Genomic DNA, 20,012 nt, shown 5'->3' with positions numbered 1-20,012 from the left:
AGGGAATGCTAGCGGCCATGTGGCCTGGCTTCGAGGGGAATTCGTGAAAGCCGAAACCTACATATCTGTCGATATCGAGGCCGACGGCCCGATTCCGGGCCCCTATTCCATGGTGAGTCTCGGCATGACAGTCGCCGGGCGGATGGGCGGCAGGCGGTTCGAGAAGGTCGATCCGGAGTCGGCCACGTTTTATGCGGAGCTCAGGCCGATCAGCGACGACTTCGTGGCCGAGGCGCTCGCGGTGAGCGGACTCGACCGTGACGCGCTGCTCCGCGAGGGCCGCGACCCCGGCGAGGCCATGGCCGCCGCGTCCGCCTGGATCCGGGAGGTCTGCGGCGGCACGCTGCCGGTGCTGGTCGCGTTCCCGCTGTCCTTCGACTGGATGTGGATGTACTGGTACTTCATGCGATTCACCGGAGAGTCGCCTTTTGGGCATTCCCGGTGCATTGATATCAAGACCCTCTATACGGCCAAGGCGGGCGTTCCGGTGGCATGGTCGACCAAACGGCAGATGCCGCGTGACGTGCGGTCGACCCGCCACCACACGCACAACGCGCTCGACGACGCGATCGAGCAGGCCGAACTGTTCCAGAACCTCATGCTCTGGCCGGGCCCCGGCCGTACGGCCGCCGAGGCGTCAGCCGGCCCCCAGTCGCCGTCGGACATCACGGTGGCGGCGGAAACCAAGCCTCTGCCGGACCTCGCGGCGTCGGCGGCTACGCAGGCGGAGGTCAGCGGGGAGGCTTCGCGGGGTTGAGATCGCCGGCATGGAACCTGTTCTGCGTCGCCTCGAGACCGGCGGTGATGAGCGACTCGGCCATGTCGGCCGCCCGGTCCACGAGGAACGGCAGGTCCTTGCGCTCGGCCGTGGCGAAGTCCTTGAGCACGTAGGCCGCCGGGTCCATCCGGCCCGGCGGGCGGCCGATCCCGAAGCGGATCCGCGGGTAGTCTTTCGTCGCCAGCGACTTGGTGATCGACTTGAGCCCGTTGTGGCCGTTGTCCCCGCCACCCACCTTCGCGCGCAACGCGCCGTACGGGATGTCCAGCTCGTCGTGGACCACGATGACGCGCTCCGGGGCGACCTTGTAGAAGTCGGCCAGCGCCTTGACGGGACCGCCGGACAGGTTCATGTAGGACAGGGGCTTGGCGAGCACGACCGGCGCCCCGGCCAGGCGGCCCTCGACGACCTCGGCCCGCGACTTGTGGACCTTGAAGCGCCCGCCGACCCGCGCCGCCAGCTCGTCCAGCACCATGAATCCGGCGTTGTGCCGGTTCCCGGCGTACTCCGGCCCGGGGTTGCCCAGGCCGACCACCAGCCACCGCTCAGCGCTCACCGGCGTGGACATCGCAGTCCAACCCCACCCTTCAGCCTCACATGGAGAAGTCCTCCACAGGACATCCTGTGGAGGACTCTCTCACGAACCGTCCTACTCGCCGGCCTCAGACTCGGCGGCCTCGCCCTCACCGGCGGCCTCGGCCTCGGCCTCGGCGGCCTCGCCCTCTTCGGGCAGCTCGACCGTCGGAGCGCCGATCACGTGCAGGACCAGCGCCTCGGGGTCGCCCGCCAGGGTCGCGCCCGAAGGCAGCGCCAGCTCGCCGGCGTGCACGGCGTAGCCGACGTCCTTGCCGTCGACGTCGACCTCGACACCGGTCGGGATGTGGGTCGCCTCGGCCTCGACGGACACCGTGACGAGCTGCTGGTCGAGGATCGCACCGCCGATCACGTCACCGGTGACGGTGACCGGGATCTCGACGGTGACCTTCTCGCCCCGCTTGACCAGGAGCAGGTCGACGTGCTCCAGGAAGCCCTTGATCGGGTCGCGCTGGACGCCCTTCGGCAGCGCGATCTCGTTGATGCCGTCGCCCTGGAGGCGGATCAGCACGTTCGGCGTGCGCAGCGCCAGCAGCAGCTCGTGGCCCGGCAGGGTCAGGTGCTGGGTGTCGGTGCCGTGGCCGTACAGCACAGCCGGAACCTTGTGCTCCCGGCGGATCTTGCGAGCGGCGCCCTTGCCGAACTCCGTGCGGAGCTCAGCGGCGATCTTAACCTCGGACACGGCACATCTCCTAGGGATGACTCGATCGATGGATTGAGCGCTCCCCCTCACCCGCCCTAGCGGAAGGCGTTACGAGCGCAACTTGTACACCCTACCGCCTCCCCCGCGTGATCATGCACCACGTGCCGTGATCATGCACACATTCCCGCGTTGCCCCGCCGACCAGCCACCCCTCTCGCCGTGATCATGCACGTGTTCCCGCGTACGGCCCGCGACCTGCGCATACTTTCAGCGTGATCATGCGCTACGAAAGCGCGCCCGCCGGACGGACATTGCATGATCACGAACAGCGACGGCACCGATCAGACCACATGCGGCGGAATCCATGCATGATCACGACGAGGGGAACCGGACGTCCCCGAGCCGCCCAGGAAAACCTGCATGATCACGACGAGGGAGGGCTAGCTGTCGCCTTCGAAGAGGCTGGTGACGGAGCCATCGGTGAAGACCTCGGTGATGGCGCGGGCGATCAGGGGCGCGATCGACATCACAGTGAGGCTGTCGAACCGCTTCTCCTCCGGGATCGGCAGCGTGTTCGTGACGACCACCTCGGAGATCCGCGAGTTCTTCAGGCGATCGACCGCCGGGTCGGAGAACACCGCGTGCGTCGCGGCCACCATCACGTCGGTGGCGCCGTGCTCGTAGAGCGCGTCGGCCGCCTTGCAGATCGAGCCGCCCGTGTCGATCATGTCGTCGATCAGCACACAGGTCCTGCCGCGCACCTTGCCGACGACCTCGTGGACCTTCACCTGGTTGGCCACCTCGAGGTCGCGCCGCTTGTGGACGAACGCCACCGGCGTGCCGAGCGAGTCGGACCAGCGCTCCGCCAGCCGCACGCGACCGGTGTCGGGCGACACGATCGTCGTGGTCGCCGGGTCGAGCTTGCCCCTCAGGTAGTTGATCAGGACCGGCATCGCGAACAGGTGGTCCACCGGCCCGTCGAAGAAGCCCTGGATCTGCGAGGTGTGCAGGTCGATCGACATCAGCCGGTCGGCCCCGGCCTGCTTGAACATGTCAGCCATCAGCCGGGCGGTGATCGGCTCCCGGCCCCGGCCCTTCTTGTCCTGCCGCGCGTAGCCGTAGAACGGCATGATCACAGTGATCCGCTTGGCGGAGGCCCGCTTGAGGGCGTCCACCATGATCAGCTGTTCCATGATCCACTTGTTGATCGGCGCGGTGTGGCTCTGGATCACGAAGGCGTCGCAGCCGCGCACCGACTCCTCGTAACGCACATAGATCTCGCCGTTGGCGAAGTCGCGCAGCGCCGTGGGGGTGATCTCCACGTCGAGCTCCGCCGCCACCTCGCTCGCCAACTCGGGGTGCGAGCGTCCGGAGAAGAACATCAGGTTCCGCTCACCCATGGTCTTGATGCCACTCATGCCGCACTCCTCGACTGCCGTGCCGCCCTGCCGGCCGCTCTGTCCCGGGTCGCCTCGTCCCGCCTACGCGGCACCACGCTGTGCCCCCTTGCTTGCTCGCCCCTTGCTCGCTCGCCCCTGCTCGCTCGCCCGTGCTCGCTCACGGTGTCCTCCTGGCCTGGCCCTCGGGCGCTACGCGGTCTGGCCGCGCCTTGTTCTGTTTCCTGATGTGGCACGGCTAATGCCATGTCATGACATGCCGTACGCGGGGTGCAACTCCTGGGGGGTGCTGCTCCTGGGTGCTATTCCTCAGATGGTCCCGGGACGGCGTCTTCCTGGGCCGCCACCGCACGAGCGGCGGCGTCCGCGGAGCGAGTCCCGGCGCGGCGGCGCGGAACCCACCCCTCGATATTGCGCTGCCGGGCCCGGGCCACCCCCATCGCCCCAGGCGGGACGTCGTCGGTGATGACGGAACCGGCCGCGGTGTAGGCGCCGTCGCCGATCGTCACCGGCGCCACCAGCATGTTGTCACTGCCCACGCGGACGTGGTCACCCACGGTCGTGTGGTGCTTGCTGACGCCGTCGTAGTTCACGAAGACACAGGCGGCGCCGATGTTCGAGCCGGTCCCGATCGTGGCGTCGCCGACGTAGGTCAGGTGCGGGACCTTGGACCCCTCGCCGATCGTCGCGTTCTTGGTCTCGACGTACGTGCCGATCTTGCCCTTGCGGCCGAGGACTGTTCCGGGGCGCAGGTAGGCAAAGGGGCCCACGGTGGCCTGCGGGCCGATCTCCGCGCTCTCGCAGACGGCGTTGCGGACCACGGCGTCCTCACCGACCACGGTGTCGGTCAGCGTGCTCGCGGGGCCGACCTCGGCTCCGGACGCGATCCTGGTGGACCCGTGGAGCTGGGTGCCGGGATGGAGCACCACGTCGGGCTCCAGCGTCACCTCGGCGTCGATCCACGTGCTCGCGGGGTCGATTACGGTGACGCCCGCCTTCATGTGCGCCTTGAGGATGCGCTCGTTGAGCACCCGCCGGGCGAAGGCGAGCTGCACGCGGTCGTTGACACCCTCGACCTCGACATAGTCGCCGGCGACGTGGGCCCCGACCCGGTGGCCGTCCTCGCGGAGGATGGACAGCACGTCGGTGAGGTACTCCTCGCCCTGGGCGTTGGCCGCGCCGACCCGCTTGACCGCGTCCGCGAGGAGCGACCCGTCGAACGCGTAGACCCCCGAGTTCATCTCCCGGATCGCCCGCTGCCCGGGGTCGGCGTCCTTCTCCTCGACGATCTCCAGCACGGCGCCGCCCTCGTCCCGGACGATCCGGCCGTACCCGGTCGGGTCGGGGACCTCGGCGGTGAGCACGGTGACCGCGTTGCCGTCCTCGGCATGCCGTTCGAGCAGGGCCGCGAGGGTCTCGGTGCGCAGCAGCGGCGTATCGCCGTACGTCACGAGGACCGTTCCGGTGATGGCGCCGACCGATTCGAGCACGGTGCGGACGGCATGGCCGGTGCCGTTCTGCTTCTCCTGGACGACCGGCACCGCGTCGGGGGCCGTCGCGCTGAGATGCGCCTCGACCTGCTCGCGGGCGTGGCCGATGACGACGATCAGCCGCTCGGGCTGAAGGCCCCTCGCGGCGGTGAGCATGTGGTCCACGAGGGCGCGACCGCACAGCTCGTGGAGCACTTTGGGGGTTTTCGACTTCATCCGGGTGCCCTCACCTGCGGCGAGGACGATGACGGCGGCCGGGCGCGGCACACTCACGGACTGAGGCTCCCTCGGCGTCGCGACTGAGACGAGTCGGCTTCCGGATCCCACGCGGCCACCACCAGGGCACCGCACGGTCACCCGCTCGACAAGGTGAGCTTACCTTCCACGCCCCCGATCCAATCCAGCCCGGTTGCCCGACCGACTACAGACGAGATCTCGGCACCGCTCCGGCGCCAGGACTCGAACCTGGACAACAGGGACCAAAACCCTGCGGGCTGCCAATTACCCAACGCCGGAAAAACTACGACTCCCGGGACAAATCTCCGATAACCGTCCCGGCAGTCTCCACTACCTTACCGGCGAAGGATGCCTCCCGCCGATCGCATAAGCACGCGCGGGACCAGAAGCTACAAAGAGCCTCGTCCAGCCTCGTCCACCATGCCTTTCATCCATCCCTCGACCTGACGATAGAGCCACGTCGATCGGCGCACATCCACGCGGAGACAGCCGTGATAGCCCTCTGCCACGTTGCGCCGCACGGTCTTGGGGTTGTGGCGCTTGAGAGTCGGACTGCCGAACAGTGTGGAATCGGCCCCGGTGATCTCCTGCCAGAAGGCGTGCGCGGCCGCTACGTCCGCACTCTCATGGATCATCACCCGGAAGATGAGATCTTCGGGCGCCGCACCAGCGACCTCCAGGAACCGAAGGAAGAACCTGATCAAGCCGGGATCGCTGTTGATGAAGGTCACACGGTCATTGCGACGATAAGGCTTGTTCTTTACCCCCTCACACCAGTAGGCCATCGCGCCGAGCATCAGGATCTCCCGCTCAGCCAACCGCCCGACCAGACGCGCCGTGGCGTCAGTCACGGCCTGGCGGGCCGCTTCTCTGGTGAGGCGCTCCTGTTCCCAGTAGCGGCGTCTGCCCTCGTCGTTCCTCTTGCGGAACTCCTCATAGCTCAGCCGCCCCTCTCGGGGCAGGTCGCGCACCCACAGTGACACCGAGGACTTGGAGACGCCGAGCTCGGTGGCGATCTCTTTGTAGGTCCACCCCTGAGCCCGTAGCTCGCGGGCACGTCGATGAAGGTCGTCCTTCGCGTTCGGGCGGAACAGCGACTCGGGCGGAACGGTCCCCTTCAACAGCTCACTGAGGGCCTGGTTGCTCCGAACACCGAGAATTTCCTTGATCTGCATGCGGGATTTGCCGGACTCGCGTAGGGCCACCGCCTGGGCGCGGAGAGCTTCCGGCGTGGGGGTCCGGTGGGAGGTCTCCATCATAATCCGAACCATAGTTCGAGTGACTGACAGTTTTAATGTGGTTACTCAAATGACATGAGGGGCAGATCTCGGTTGCGTACGCATCTCGTGCGGGCAGCCGCACGGGCAGGGCGTGGTGGGCATGGGGCTCTAGCAGATGGGCGCCCTTCGAGCAAGGCGTGGACTCGCCACGAGATGTATGCGCGAGCGTCACCTTCCCCACATTCGCTCTCGGGGATTCCTAACTTACGATGGCGTAGGTTACGGTTGCGTAGCCGGACATTCTTCCCAGACCGCGAGGTAGCCCATGACCGTCCTGACCGAACGCCCTGCACCACAGCCCAAGCCGGAATTCGACCCCGAGAAGAAGACCAGGGCCGAGCTGATCACCTTCGGCGTCGTCGTCGGAGCGCCCATCATCGCGTTGATCGCGGCCGTGCCGTTCGCATGGGGCTGGGGCCTGGGCTGGACGGACATCGCGATCGCCTTCGTCTTCTACATGGTCTCAGGGCTGGGCGTCACGGTCGGTCTGCACCGCTATTTCACCCACGGGTCCTTCAAAGCCAACCGGGCCATGAAGATCGCCCTCGGGATCGCCGGCAGCCTCTCGCTGGAGATGTCCGTGCTCGACTGGGTCGCCACCCATCGCAAGCACCACAAGTTCTCCGACAAGGAGGGTGACCCGCACTCGCCGTGGCGCTTCGGCACCGGCTTCAAGGCCCTCTCCAAGGGTCTTCTCTACGCGCACATGGGCTGGCTCTTCGAGACCGAGCGGACGAACCGGGAGAAGTACGCCCCGGACCTGGTCAAGGACCCGGACGTCATGAAGCTGCACAAGTGGTTTCCCACTCTGGCGATCACCTCCCTGGTGCTGCCCGCCGTCCTCGGCGGCCTGCTGACCTGGTCCTGGCAGGGTGCGGTGACCGCGTTCTTCTGGGGCACGGTCGTCCGCATCGGCCTCCTGCACCACGTCACCTGGTCGATCAACTCCATCTGCCACGTCTTCGGCGACGAGGCGTTCGAGGTCCGCGACAAGTCCCGCAACGTGTGGTGGCTGGCCATCCCGTCCTTCGGTGAGTCCTGGCACAACCTGCACCACTCCGACCCGACCTGCGCGCGGCACGGCGTGCTCAAGGGCCAGATCGACCTCAGCGCGGGCCTGATCCGCTGGTTCGAGAAGGCCGGCTGGGTCTACGACGTGCGGTGGCCGAATCCGGAGCGTCTGGCGGCGAAGCGACTTGACTGACCCCGCCGGAGCGGACGGGTGGGCCGCCGTCAATCACCCGGCGGCCCTATCCCCCTCACACCTCTCGCCGTCCCCCTCACGCTTATCGCCCGTCGGGAGCGATTCCGACACCCGTACGGCTACCGCCGTGCCTCTCACCAGGGCGTCGGCGGTCGCCGTACAGGCGCGTAAGGCGCCCGCGACTCGGGCGAAAGCCGTACCGGACTCGGGCGACACGCGCAGAGAGGCCATGATTGAAGCCGTGAGCGAGTCCTCCCGATCCCGAAGACGCATGACCGGCGCGGAGCGGCGCGAACAGCTGATCCAGATCGGCCGCGCCCTTTTCGCGGAGAAGGGCTTCGACGGCACGTCGGTCGAGGAGATCGCAGCGAGCGCCAAGGTCTCCAAGCCGGTCGTCTACGAGCACTTCGGCGGCAAGGAAGGCATCTACGCGGTCGTCATCGACCGGGAGATGCAGCGGCTGCTGAGCCTCGTCACGCAGGCGCTGTCGGCCACGCACGCTCTGGTGAAGCTGGAGCGGGCCGCGCTGGCCCTCCTGCAGTACATCGAGGAGAGCAGCGAGGGCTTCCGCATCCTGGTGCGCGACTCGCACGCCGCCTCGGGGACCGGCACGTTCGCCAGCCTCATCAGCGACATCGCCAGCCAGGTCGAGGACGTGCTCGCCGACGAGTTCAAGGACCGCGGCTACGACCCCAAGCTGGCGCCGATGTACGCGCAGATGCTCGTCGGAATGACGGCGCTGACCGGCCAGTGGTGGCTCGACGTGCGGAAGCCGCGCCGCGAGGAGGTCGCCGCCCACCTCGTGAACCTGTCCTGGAACGGTCTGACGGGCCTCAACCCCAACCCCGGCCTGACCGCCGCTTCTCGCGGCCTGGTCCTCGCCCCTTCGGCGGAGGCCCGTACGGCCCGGCCCACGGAGCGGGAGCTGAAGGAGCTGGAGAAGGCGCGCGAGCGCGAGCTCAAGGAGCAGGAGAAGATCCGGCGCGAGCAGGAGAAGGCGCGGGAACGCGAGCTGCGTGAGCAGGAGAAGGCCCGGGAGAGGGAGCTCAAGGAGCAGCAGAAGGCTCAGCGCGAGCAGGAGAAGCTGCGGGAACGCGAGCTGAAGGAGCAGGAGAAGGCCCGCGAGCGCCAGGAGCGGGAGCTCAGGGAGCGGAGGGAGCGCGAGCTCAAGGAGCAGGACAAACAGCGGGAACGGGAGGAACGGGAGAGGCAGAGCGCAGCTCCCGAACAGGTCGAAACCGGCTCAGATCGGGCGAACTGACGGTTTCGTTGAGTGGAAGTTAACGTTCCGTTCAACAACTTAGGGCATATTTCGTCATATGTCGGCAGAAACCTCCCCCGTCGCTGAATCCGAGGATGTCACCCCGCCCGAAGACGCGCCCTTGCCCCAGGATCGATTCCTCAACCGGGAGGAGAGCTGGCTCCAGTTCAACGAGCGCGTGCTGGAGCTGGCCGAGGACCCGTCCGTCCCCCTGCTCGAACGGGTGCGGTTCCTCGCCATCTTCGCCAGCAACCTGGACGAGTTCTTCCGGGTGCGGGTGGCCGGCCTCAAGCGGCGGATGGCGACCGGACTGCTGCTGCGGACCAAGAGCGGCCTCAAGCCCAGCGAGGAGCTGGCGAGGATGGCGGCGATCGCCGACGAGCTGGCGCGCAGGCACGCCTCCGTGTTTCACGATCAGGTGCTCCCGCAGCTCGCCGGAGAGGGGATCGCGATCGTCCGCTGGGACGATCTCGCCCGGGACGAGCGGATGGCGCTGCGCAAGCTGTTCCGGGAGCGGATCCGGCCGGTTCTCACCCCGCTGGCGGTGGACCCGGCTCACCCGTTCCCGTACATCTCCGGGCTCTCCCTGAACCTGGCCGTCACGGTCCGCAACCCGGCCAACGGCCACACGGTCTTCGCGCGGGTGAAGGTGCCCTCGCAGCTTCCGAGATTCGTGACCGCGTCCAAGGACCGGTTCGTGCCGCTGGAGGACGTCATCGCCGCCCATCTGGGCGAGTTGTTCAAGGGCATGGAGGTCGTCCAGCACCACGTCTTCCGGGTGACGCGAAACGAGGACCTCGAGGTCGACGAGGACGTCACCGAGAACCTGATGCAGGCCCTGGAACGCGAGCTGCTGAGGAGGCGGTTCGGGCCGCCGGTCCGGCTGGAGGTCGAGGACACCATCACCCCCGAGGTGCTCGAACTGCTGGTCGACGAGCTGGGGGTGGCCGACCACGAGATCTACCGGCTGCCCGGGCCGCTCGACCTGACCGGGCTGCACGCGATCGCCGATCTCGACCGGAGCGAGCTCCACTACCGCGCCTTCGTGCCCGCGGAGGCGATCAGCGCCGAGGACGACCTCTTCACCACGCTCCGCGAGCGGGACATCCTGCTTCACCACCCGTACGACTCGTTCGCCACGAGCGTGCAGCGGTTCGTCGAGGAGGCCGCGGCCGATCCGGACGTGCTCGCGATCAAGCAGACGCTCTACCGGACCAGCGGTGACTCTCCGATCGTCGACGCGCTGATCGACGCGGCCGAGGCCGGCAAGCAGGTCGTCGTCGTGGTGGAGATCAAGGCGAGGTTCGACGAGCACGCGAACATCTCCTGGGCGCGCAAGCTGGAGAAGGCGGGCTGCCACGTCGTCTACGGTGTGCTCGGCCTGAAGACGCACAGCAAGCTCGCCCTGGTGGTCAGGCAGGAGGCCGGCGGCGAGCTGCGGCGCTACTGCCACATCGGCACCGGCAACTACAACCCCAAGACCGCCCGGCAGTACGAGGATTTCGGCCTGCTCACGGCGGACCCGCAGGTCGGCGAGGACGTCACCGACCTGTTCATCCACCTCACCGGATACTCCAACCAGGCCGACTACCGCAGGCTGCTGGTCGCCCCCACCTCGCTCAGGCAGGGCCTGCTGGCGAGGATCGAGCGGGAGATCGAACACCACCGGGCTGGCCGCAGGGGACGGATCCGCATCAAGACGAACTCGATCGTGGACGAGCCGATCATCGACGCGTTATACCGGGCGTCCCAGGCCGGGGTGCCGGTGGATCTGTGGGTCCGGGGCATCTGTGCCCTTCGACCGGGAATTCCGGGTTTGTCGGAGACGATCCGGGTCAGGAGCATCCTCGGCCGGTTCCTGGAGCACTCCCGGGTGTTCGAGTTCGGTGGGGGCCGGCGACCGGAGATCTGGATCGGGAGCGCCGACCTCATGCGCCGCAATCTCGACCGACGCGTCGAGGCGCTGGTGAAGGTGACCAGCCCCCAGCAGCGGGAGTACCTCTGCGACCTGCTCGACCTCGCCATGAACGAGACCACGACGGCGTGGACGCTGAACTCCGACGGCAAGTGGGTGCGTCAGCGGGGTGAGGTCGACCTCCAGCACCACCTCATCGCGACCCGCCGGTGGCGGACCGTGGACGACTCGACGACGCTTGACTGAGGGATACCGATGATCGAGCCCCAGGTTCGACCGACCGACATGATCCGCGCGGCAGGGGCCGTGGTCTGGCGCGGCGACGAGGCCGACCCCGAGGTCGCGCTGGTCCACCGGCCGAAGTACGACGACTGGAGCTTCCCCAAGGGCAAGCTGAAGCCCGGCGAGCACGTGATCTCCGCGGCGCTCCGCGAGGTGACGGAGGAGACCGGCCTCGACGTGGTGCTGGGCCGCTGCCTGCCGCCGATCCACTACCTGAAGGACGGCCGCCTCAAGCGGGTGGACTACTGGGCCGCGCGGGCCTCCGACGCCGCTGACGCCGCTGACGCCGGAGGCGACGTCACGGCCGTCGCTGTGGACGAGGTGGACGAGGTCGTCTGGCTCCCCCTGGAGGAGGCCAGGCGGCGGCTGACCTACGAGTGGGACGCGGGCCTCCTGCGCGCCCTCACCGCCGCGCCGCTCATCACCACCCCGTTGATCTTCGTACGGCACGGCCTGGCCGGGTCTCGGCAGGAGTGGAAGGGCGACGACGACCGCCGTCCCCTCGACGAGGGCGGCGCGACCCAGGCGGAGACACTCGCCGGCGCCCTGTACGGCTACCGCCCCGCCACGCTGGTCAGCTCGCACAGCAAACGCTGCACGCAGACGCTCAAGCCGTACGCCACCGGCCACGGGCTGGAGATCCGCAAGGAGCAGTCGCTGTCCGAGAGCGGCTATGACGCCAAGGACGCGGACAAGCTGGTGCGCAAGCTCTTCGACTCGGGCGAGGCGGCGGTGGTGTGCAGCCACGGCAAGGTCCTGCCCGAGCTGCTTACGATGGCCCTGGAGGGCCGGCTGGACACCCTCCCGGCCGACCTGCACCTCCAGAAGGGCGCGTTCGCCGTGCTCAACCGGGTGGGCGGCCGGGTCGTGAACGTGGAGCGTTACATCACCTGAGGCATCACGCACGCGACCCTCACGAGACGGTCGGTCACGTGGTGATCAGGCCAGCGTGGCCCACACCCCGGGGAACTCCTCGTGGGCCCGCTCGGCGTCCGCGCGCTCCAGGCCGACGAGGACGCCGTAGGTGAAGGTGTCCTCGTCCGCCTGCCGCGCGGCCTCGGCCTCCTGCGCGAGGACCTCCTGCGCAACCACGCCGTCCTGGTGCCTGCCCAGCACCTCCTGCACGGTCGCCGCCCGCTTGGCCGCCTCTGGCAGGCCGACCGCCTCCGCGGTGTAACGGGCGCGCTTCGCGGCCTTGCGGACGTCGTGCATCGCGATCTCGCGCTGCTCGGCGTCGTCGATGCGGCGCGCGCCGTCGTAGGTGTCCGCCACCCCCTTCCAGCCCTTGTCCGCGATCTTCTCCAGCGTCTTGGCGGCGTCCTTGCCGGCGAGCGGAGTCAGCGGGGGATTCGCAACCAGCCTGTCGAGGCCGTCGAGCAGCGCGAAATAGCGGTCGCCGCTGAGAGCCTGGCGGATCCGGCCGTACGCGTCGTGCTCGCGGGCCAGGAGGTCGTCTCCCAGCCGCCGGCGGACGGGCCCGACGACCAGTGACGGGCCGAGGCCGTCGAGGCGGCCGGAGAACCTCTCCCGAATGACCTCCAGGTCGCGGGCCTCCCCGAGAACCTCGCCGAGCCATCTGAGCTCCTGCTGGAGGTCGTCGGTGTCGGTGACGAGGGACTTGAACGCCTTGAGCGCGCTCCGGAGGCGGCGGCTCGCGACCCTGGCCTGGTGGACGGCGTCCTCCTCGGCTCGACGCACCCGAGGGTCCTGGGCGGTCAGCGCGTCGACCTGCTTCCTGAGGTAGCCGAGGACGACCGCTCCGGCCGACCCGGCGGGGGGCTCGGCGACCTGCCGCGCCGGAATGTCGCCGAGGAGCCGGGCCAGCTTGCTGGCCGAGCCGGCGGGGGACGCGCCGGCCTTGCGCAGCCGCTTGCCGACACGCTTGAGCATGCCCTCGTCGCCGTCCTTGAGCTCGGCCTCGACCTCGCGCCAGCGACGTACGGTGGGCTCCTCGCCGAACACCGTGCCCTTGACGCGGTCGTCGGCGACCTCCACGAGGAGGTCGCCGCCGTCGCCGAGGAGGCGGGTGACGCCCCGGCGGGTCTCGAGCTGGGCGACCGGGGCCAGCGGGGCGCCTCGGGTGTAGGCGAGAACCAGATCGGCGAGCTCCGGCGGGACGACCTTGGCGCCGCGGGTCAGCGGCAGGGTGATCTCCTGGCGTGCCCCCTTGGCCTTGGGCAGCTTGAGGTGCCAGCCGTCGTCGTCCCCGCCGCGCCTGCGCCGCAGGGTGATGCCGCGGGAGGCCAGCCGCAGGTCCGCGGTGTCGAAGTAGAGCGCGACGAGCCGGTGGCTGAGCGGCTGGGCGACCTCGGCGCAGCCCTGGACGTCGTTCAGGTCCGGCACGGCGAACTCGGCCGGCACGTCGAACTTGTCCTCGATCTCGATGGCCACAAGTCCCCCTGAACGGATTGCTGCCGATTTGTGGCCATAATGCCACTAGAAGGTAAACACTCAGCCGCCCCAACACCGTCGTGATCATGCACACGTTCCCGCCCCGCCTGATGAACTGCTTAAAAGCGCGTCGTGATCATGCGTGTGGCAATGCCGTACGAACGGCTCAAAGATGGGCGACGACGAAGATCCTCCGGAAGGGGAACGCCGTGCCGTACGGCTCGCGTGGGTAGGCCTCGGCGAGGACGCGGGCGCAGTCGGCGAGGAAGGCCGCCCGGCGGTCTGGGGAGAGCCGGTCGAGCATGGGCCGCAGGGCGGTGCCCTTGACCCAGTTGAGCACGGCGTCTTCCCCCGGCAGGACGTGGACGTAAGTGGTCTCCCAGGCGTCCACCGTGCAGCCGAGGGCGACGAGCCGGCGCAAATAGTCCACCGGTTCCCCCACCGGGGCGTCCCGGGCGAGGTCGCCCAGCTCATCCCGCCATTTCGTACGGCACAGCTCGCGGATGAGCGCGTGGCTGGGCGAGTGGAAGTTGCCCGGCACCTGGAACGCCAGCCAGCCTTCGGGTGCCAGGTAGCCGATCCAGCGGTCGAGCAGATCGCGGTGCTCCGGCACCCACTGGAGGGCGGCATTGGAGACGATCACATCCACGGGCCGTGCGGGCTGCCAGTCCCGGAGGTCCCCAACCTCGAAGGTCGGCCCGGGCGGCGCCTTCTCAATCATGGCGGGTGAGGAGTCGACGCCATGCACGGTGGCCGCGGGCCAGCGGCGGCACAACGTCGCGGTGAGCTCCCCCGTGCCGCAACCGAGGTCCACGACGGATCGGGGGTCGGCGGGGTTCACCCGCGCGATCAGGTCGAAGAACGGGCGGGAGCGCTCGCCGGAGTACCTCTCATAGACCGCCGGATCCCAGATGTCGTGCTTCATCGCTCCTCCGCGAGGCAGATATCTTGATATCGAGATAGTTGATATCGGGCAGGATATCTCGATGTCAAGACAGCTAGACTCGGCCCATGACGCACGTCGAGGACTCCAGGCAGGTCGAGGACTCCAGGCAGGTCGAGGATGAGGTGGACCGGCTGGTCGCGGCGTGGCGACAGGAGCGCCCCGACCTGGACGTGACTCCGCTGGAGGTGCTGAGCCGGGTGTCACGGCTGAGCAGGCACCTGGAACGGGAGCGCCGCGCCGCCTTCGCCGACCAGGGCGTCGAGTCATGGGAGTTCGACGTGCTCACGGCCCTGCGCCGGGCCGGCGAGCCGTACGAGCTGAGCCCCGGAACGCTGCTGCGGGCCACCCTGGTCACGTCGGGCACGATGACGAACCGGATCGACAGGCTCGCCGCGTCCGGGCTCGTGACGCGGCGGCCCGACCCCGAGGACCGGCGCGGAGTGCTCGTCCGCCTGACCCCCGCCGGACTGCACCGGGTCGACGCCGCCTTCACCGATCTGCTGCGACGCGAGCGCGAGCTGCTGGCCGGCTTGGAACAGCATGAGCAGCAGGCCCTCGCCGGCCTGCTGCGCACGCTGCTCGTCCCTTTTGACGCCCCTTTTGACGCCTCCGACAGCGGAGTGCAGTAGCTGTTACCCCCACGATCCGCTCGCTAACACGGCAGGCTCAGACGTGGTCACAAGGCTTTCCGGTTTCATGTCAGTGATGTGATTTAGGTCACATCGCCGAGTGGATCGATCTATCACGCTCTGTAAGCGCTCTCCGCGCGACATGACTGGTGATCTGCGCAAACTTCTGTCGCGTGCGACGGCCGCTATCGCCGCCTTTGTTGGCCCCAGTCCGCCTCGCCACAAAAAGCACGGCTGGTTACCAGATGCCCACCCGATTTCTCTTATAACTTGTCAACCGTTCCTTTACTGACGCATGGGGCGCAAGAGCCGCCTCACGACAGACCAGGGAGATCCCCCTTGAAGCGCACCCTCGCACTTGGTGGCGTCGCAGCTGGGCTGCTGGCCTCCGCTGCTATCGCCGCCCCTGCTCACGCCTCCGGCGACGTCTCCGCCGACCCGCTGGCCAAGACCAACCTCGCCGCCAAGCAGGTGGCCGCGTTCTGGTACGGCGAGAACAAGGCCAACCTGATCAACGCCACGCCGTACGACGTGGAGACCAAGGTCGTCGCCAAGCACGTCTCGACGGGTGGCCCGGCCGCGGACAGCAAGCCCGGCGTCGTCCCGGCGATCGGCGACGAGAAGAAGTCGGCCGCCAAGTCGAAGAACATCAACCTGCCCAAGACCACGGGCAAGGTCTTCTTCATCGGCGCCGACCACAAGCCGCACTGGTGCACCGCGACCTCCGTGCAGTCCGCGTACCACAACCTGGTCGCGACCGCCGGTCACTGCGTGTACGACACCGAGTCGAACGCCGCCACCCTCGACAAGTGGGTCTTCATCCCGGGTTACTACCAGGGCAAGACCCCGTGGGGCATCTACGTCGGCAAGCAGGCGTTCACGCACTACGACTACGACGTCTACGAGGACGGCGACCGCGACTACGCGTTCGTGACCGTGTACAACGGCGTCCTGCCCACGTCGGCCGCCAAGGACTGGGTCTCGCAGACCTTCGAGACCAAGGACCTGGCCGAGAAGAAGAAGGCCGAGCTCGAGGCCGACAAGACCAACGGCTACTCCAGGCTCTGGATCAAGCCCGTGGTGGACTGGGCCCACAAGGTGACCGTCGGCACCGCCGACTCGCAGAAGGTCGACGCCAGCGTCGCCCAGCTCGCGGTGGACCCGAGCACCATCGACTCGGCGCGGACCACCCTCGAGAACCAGGCCAAGGACCACGGCACCTCCACCTTCAGCGACAACACGTGGGGCACCGTCGTCACCAAGGCCACCGACGCCGAGTACGGCAACGGCGGCTGGAACTCCACCGACGCCAAGAAGCAGACGGTCTTCTACTTCACCAAGGGCGAGGACAAGTACAAGGCCACCTTCTGGGGCGTCTTCGACACCGACTACGTCCTCAAGGGCAGGATCCTGTCGATCGCGCTGACGGACGTCGGCCGCCTCGGTGACAACGTCGGTGGCCAGGGTCTCGCCTACAACCAGAAGGTCGGCAAGCCGGTCTTCGTGTTCGGCTACCCGAGCGGATCGCACCCGGACGGCAACTACGCCTACACCGGCAAGACCCTCAAGTGGTCGTACGGCAAGACCTTCGCCGCCTCCGCCGCCGCCATCAAGGGCGAGGAGCTCGTGGGTGTCAAGTCGTCCTTCACCGGCGAGGGCTCGATCGGCTCCTCCTGGCTGCTGAGCTACAAGAACGGCCGTCGTCTCGGCTACCTGAACGGTGTGACCATCGGCGTCTCCGACACCGACAAGAACAACCGCATCGACACCAGCATCTCCCCGTACTTCGACGGTGAGCTGTACGGCGTCTACAAGTCCGCGGCCAACCTCTGGTCCGGCAAGATCGTCTGAGTCATCCCTTAGATGATCTAGTGGTCGAACGGAAGGGCCCGGCGCATCCCGCCGGGCCCTTTCGCGTTCTCAGTGCCAGATCACGGACCGCGTCGCGCCTGGCTGGCGGGCGTGCGCGGGACAGCGTGCATGATCACGGCCAGGATCGCGGCAGGTCAGGCCGTGCGTCCGGGAACCTGGGCATGATCACGAGCGGGGGTGCGTGGTCACGGCCGGGGGTGCATGATCACGAGCGGGGGTAGGTCAGGGGGTGGCGTCGAGGCGTTCGGCTAGCTCCATCCATTCGAGCTCGACCGCTTCCTTCTGCACGCCGACCTCCCGGAGCTCCGCGTCGAGCTTGCCCAGGCGCTCGAAGTCGCTCGCGGCCTCGGCCATCTGCGCGTGCAGGCTCGCCTCTCGCTCACCGAGCTTGTCGAGCTGCCGCTCCAGCCGGTTCAGCTCCTTCTGGAGCTCCCTCTGCTCCTTTGCCGACATCCCCCCGGACGCGGCCGGCTGGCCGTTCGGCGTGCCGTCCTCGGCCGCGGCGGCGGGAGCCGTACCGTCCGAGGCCGCGGCGCGGGCGGACAGCGCCCCACCGGCCGCGCGCCGCTCCAGGTATTCGTCCACGCCACCGGGAAGCATCGAGAGCCTGCCGTCGCCCAGGAGGGCCACTGATCGGTCGGCGACGCGCTCCAGGAAGTAGCGGTCGTGGCTGACCACCACGAGCGTGCCCGGCCAGCCGTCGAGCAGGTCCTCCAGCTCGGTGAGCGTCTCGATGTCGAGGTCGTTGGTGGGCTCGTCGAGGAGCAGCACGTTGGGCTCGTCCATGATGAGCCTGAGGAGCTGGAGGCGGCGGCGCTCACCACCGGACAGGTCGCCGACGACCTTCCACTGGGCCTCGCCCTTGAATCCGAGGCGTTCGAGGAGCTGGGAGGCCGACCATTCCTTCTTGCCGACCGTGATGTACTTCCGCACCTCCTCGACCGTCTCCAGCACCCGGCGAGAGGGGTCGAGCTCGGCCAGCTCCTGGGACAGGTGCGCGAGCCGCACCGTCTTGCCGCGCACGACCCGGCCCGAGTCGGGCGCGACGGTCCCGGACAGCAGGCGCAGCACCGACGACTTGCCCGAGCCGTTGACGCCGATCAGACCGATCCGGTCGCCGGGGCCGAACTGCCAGGTGCAGTGGTCGAGCACGAGCGGGCCCGTCCCGGGGCCGCCCGCGTGGAGCGTCACGTCTTCGAGGTCGTAGACGGTCTTACCGAGTCGCGCCGACGCGAACTTGAGCAGCTCCACGGTCTCCCGAGGGGGCGGCTCGTTGGCGATCAGCGCCTCGGCGGCGTTGATGCGGAACTTGGGCTTGGACGTCCTCGCCGGCGGCCCGCGCCGCAGCCAGGCGATCTCTTTGCGCATGAGGTTCTGCCGGCGGTCCTCGGCGGCCTGGGCGATCCGCGCCCGCTCGGCCTTGGCCAGGACGTACGCCGCGTATCCGCCCTCATAGCGCTCGACGGAGGCGTCCACGACCTCCCACGTCCGCGTGGAGACCGCGTCCAGGAACCACCGGTCGTGGGTGACCACCAGCAGCGCCGACTTCCGCTGCGCGAGGTGCCCGGCGAGCCAGGCGATGGCCTCGATGTCCAGGTGGTTGGTCGGCTCGTCGAGGATGATCAGGTCGTGCTCGCCGATGAGCAGCTTCGCGAGAGCCGTACGGCGCCGCTCGCCACCGGAGAGGGCGCCGGCGTGCGCCGAGAGGTCGATGTCGCCGAGCAGGTTGGCGAGGATCTCCCTGATGGCCGGGTCGCCGGCCCACTCGTGCTCGGCCCTGTCCGAAAGGACCAGGTCCTGTACGGCTGCCGCCGGATCGAAGTCGTCGCGCTGGGACAGGATGCCGACCCGCAGCCCCCGGTTGTGCGTGACCCGGCCGCTGTCGGGTTTCAGCTCCCCGGCGATGATCGAGACCAGTGTGGTCTTGCCGCCGCCGTTGCGGCCGACGACGCCGACCCGGTCGCCCTGTTCGATGCCGAGGGAGACGTCGGTGAGCAGCGGCTTGGGCCCGAAGGCATGGGAGACGGATTCAAGATTGACCAGGTTCATCGCCCGTAAAGCCTATCCGGCAACCGTCCCGCGAGCCTATTCGGCCGATCCGCGGAGATCTGGTGTGATCCAGCGGTGATCTAGTGGACGAGCACGGCCCCGGGGACGGAGCCGAAGGCGGTGACGGCGGAGCGGCACACTCCGGCGGCTTCGAGGGCGGCGGCGAGCTCGGCGGCGTGCGTCTCGGACTCGGCGAGGAAGGCGCAGGTGGGGCCCGAGCCGGAGACGATCGCGCCGAGCGCTCCCCGCTCCCGGCCCGCGTCCAGGGTGCGCGCCAGCGAGGGGCGCAGCGCCAGGGCCGCGGGCTGGAGGTCGTTGGCCAGGGCCAGGCCGAGCGCCTTGGCGTCGCCGTCCCGCAGGGCCGCCATGAGGGGCTCGCTCACGGCGGGCCACGCCACGGTCTCCCCCGCGAGCTCCCGCAGGCGGTCGCACTCGCCGTACACCCTGGGAGTGGACAGGCCGCCGTCCGCCAGCGCGAACACCCAGTGGAACGCCCCGGACGTCTCGACGGCCGTGAGCCTCTCGCCGCGCCCGGTGCCCACGGCGGTGCCGCCGAAGAGGGCGAACGGCACGTCGCTGCCGATGTCGGCGCCGATCTCCATCAGGTCGCCGAGCGGCAGGCCGAGGCCCCACAGCTCGTTGCAGGCGACCAGCGCTGCGGCGGCGTCCGCGCTGCCTCCGGCCATCCCGCCGGCCACGGGGATCGACTTGCGGATGAGCAGGTCGGCGCCGTAGGAGCGGCCGGCCCACCCGGCCAGCGCCCGGGCCGCCCGGATGGCCAGGTTGTCGCTGTTCGCCGGCACGTCAGCCGCCGACTCGCCCTCGACTCTGACCGTCAGCATCCCGGCCGCGGGGGTGGACGAGGCGGGCTCGTGCTCGGTGGCGGTGACCTCGTCGAACAGCGAGACGGCGTGGAAGACGTTCACCAGGTCGTGGTAGCCGTCGTCGCGCAGCGGGCCCACGGCGAGCTGGAGGTTGACCTTGGCGGGGACGCGCACGGTCACCCTGTTCATCGCTCGCTCACCGCTTCCTCACTCGAGACCA

The 20,012-nt window shown here is 68.7% G+C and carries 16 protein-coding genes and 1 tRNA gene; 7 read left to right on the top strand and 10 right to left on the bottom strand.

The features are described 5' to 3' along the window. The first annotated feature begins 43 nt into the window (after nt 1–43). Nucleotides 44–757 carry an exonuclease gene (locus tag N5079_RS15205; RefSeq protein WP_261584405.1) on the top strand — a complete coding sequence of 238 codons (714 nt, stop codon included), beginning with the start codon at nt 44–46 and terminating at the stop codon, nt 755–757. On the opposite strand, the gene pth is transcribed toward N5079_RS15205, so the two are convergent. The 6 genes from pth to N5079_RS15175 form a co-directional block, all read right to left on the bottom strand. Then, nucleotides 732–1,346, bottom strand: coding sequence for an aminoacyl-tRNA hydrolase (pth, locus tag N5079_RS15200; protein WP_261584404.1), 615 nt, complete (start codon nt 1,344–1,346; stop codon nt 732–734). The genes N5079_RS15205 and pth overlap by 26 nt on opposite strands. A gap of 81 nt (nt 1,347–1,427) precedes the next feature. Then, a complete protein-coding gene (locus tag N5079_RS15195; protein WP_261584403.1) occupies nt 1,428–2,054 on the bottom strand; it encodes a 50S ribosomal protein L25/general stress protein Ctc in 627 nt (208 codons plus the stop codon). A gap of 401 nt (nt 2,055–2,455) precedes the next feature. Beyond that, nucleotides 2,456–3,433, bottom strand: coding sequence for a ribose-phosphate diphosphokinase (locus tag N5079_RS15190; protein ID WP_261584402.1), 978 nt, complete (start codon nt 3,431–3,433; stop codon nt 2,456–2,458). A gap of 281 nt (nt 3,434–3,714) precedes the next feature. Further along, entirely contained in the window at nt 3,715–5,175 is a 1,461-nt protein-coding gene (glmU, locus tag N5079_RS15185; RefSeq protein WP_261584401.1) for a bifunctional UDP-N-acetylglucosamine diphosphorylase/glucosamine-1-phosphate N-acetyltransferase GlmU, read from the bottom strand. Between the two features lie 171 nt (nt 5,176–5,346). Then, nucleotides 5,347–5,418: transfer RNA gene (locus N5079_RS15180), tRNA-Gln, on the bottom strand. Between the two features lie 110 nt (nt 5,419–5,528). Next, nucleotides 5,529–6,398 carry a helix-turn-helix domain-containing protein gene (locus N5079_RS15175; protein ID WP_261584400.1) on the bottom strand — a complete coding sequence of 290 codons (870 nt, stop codon included), beginning with the start codon at nt 6,396–6,398 and terminating at the stop codon, nt 5,529–5,531. A gap of 286 nt (nt 6,399–6,684) precedes the next feature. On the opposite strand from N5079_RS15175, the gene N5079_RS15170 reads away from it, so the two are divergent. From N5079_RS15170 to N5079_RS15155, 4 genes are all read left to right on the top strand, one after another. After that, on the top strand, nt 6,685–7,623 hold the full coding sequence (locus N5079_RS15170; protein ID WP_261584399.1) for an acyl-CoA desaturase: 939 nt from the start codon (nt 6,685–6,687) through the stop codon (nt 7,621–7,623). A gap of 127 nt (nt 7,624–7,750) precedes the next feature. Continuing rightward, nucleotides 7,751–8,884, top strand: a complete 1,134-nt coding sequence (locus N5079_RS15165) for a TetR/AcrR family transcriptional regulator (RefSeq protein WP_261584398.1) — start codon at nt 7,751–7,753, stop codon at nt 8,882–8,884. Between the two features lie 58 nt (nt 8,885–8,942). Then, nucleotides 8,943–11,045: an RNA degradosome polyphosphate kinase gene (locus tag N5079_RS15160; protein WP_261584397.1), complete on the top strand. Its 2,103-nt coding sequence runs from the start codon at nt 8,943–8,945 to the stop codon at nt 11,043–11,045. Nucleotides 11,046–11,054: 9 nt separating this feature from the next. Beyond that, a complete protein-coding gene (locus N5079_RS15155) occupies nt 11,055–11,975 on the top strand; it encodes an NUDIX hydrolase (protein WP_261584395.1) in 921 nt (306 codons plus the stop codon). Between the two features lie 45 nt (nt 11,976–12,020). On the opposite strand, the gene N5079_RS15150 is transcribed toward N5079_RS15155, so the two are convergent. Continuing rightward, nucleotides 12,021–13,472, bottom strand: coding sequence for a CYTH and CHAD domain-containing protein (locus N5079_RS15150; protein ID WP_261584394.1), 1,452 nt, complete (start codon nt 13,470–13,472; stop codon nt 12,021–12,023). 166 nt (nt 13,473–13,638) lie between these two features. Beyond that, nucleotides 13,639–14,397: a trans-aconitate 2-methyltransferase gene (locus tag N5079_RS15145; RefSeq protein WP_261584392.1), complete on the bottom strand. Its 759-nt coding sequence runs from the start codon at nt 14,395–14,397 to the stop codon at nt 13,639–13,641. 86 nt (nt 14,398–14,483) lie between these two features. On the opposite strand from N5079_RS15145, the gene N5079_RS15140 reads away from it, so the two are divergent. Both N5079_RS15140 and N5079_RS15135 read left to right on the top strand, forming a co-directional pair. Then, nucleotides 14,484–15,047, top strand: a complete 564-nt coding sequence (locus tag N5079_RS15140) for a MarR family winged helix-turn-helix transcriptional regulator (RefSeq protein ID WP_261584391.1) — start codon at nt 14,484–14,486, stop codon at nt 15,045–15,047. 339 nt (nt 15,048–15,386) lie between these two features. Next, complete coding sequence (locus N5079_RS15135; protein WP_261584389.1) at nt 15,387–16,898, top strand: trypsin-like serine peptidase; 1,512 nt, start codon at nt 15,387–15,389, stop codon at nt 16,896–16,898. 243 nt (nt 16,899–17,141) lie between these two features. On the opposite strand, the gene N5079_RS15130 is transcribed toward N5079_RS15135, so the two are convergent. Beyond that, nucleotides 17,142–18,968 carry an ABC-F family ATP-binding cassette domain-containing protein gene (locus N5079_RS15130; protein ID WP_261584388.1) on the bottom strand — a complete coding sequence of 609 codons (1,827 nt, stop codon included), beginning with the start codon at nt 18,966–18,968 and terminating at the stop codon, nt 17,142–17,144. 80 nt (nt 18,969–19,048) lie between these two features. Continuing rightward, nucleotides 19,049–19,981 carry a 4-(cytidine 5'-diphospho)-2-C-methyl-D-erythritol kinase gene (locus tag N5079_RS15125; protein WP_261584387.1) on the bottom strand — a complete coding sequence of 311 codons (933 nt, stop codon included), beginning with the start codon at nt 19,979–19,981 and terminating at the stop codon, nt 19,049–19,051. Between the last annotated feature and the right edge of the window lie 31 nt (nt 19,982–20,012).

It is taken from the genome of Planotetraspora sp. A-T 1434, from assembly GCF_025420585.1.
GTDB lineage: Bacteria > Actinomycetota > Actinomycetes > Streptosporangiales > Streptosporangiaceae > JAOEGB01.
The sequence above is the reverse complement of the archived record's forward strand: the minus strand, read 5'-3'. Positions and strand labels throughout refer to the sequence as shown.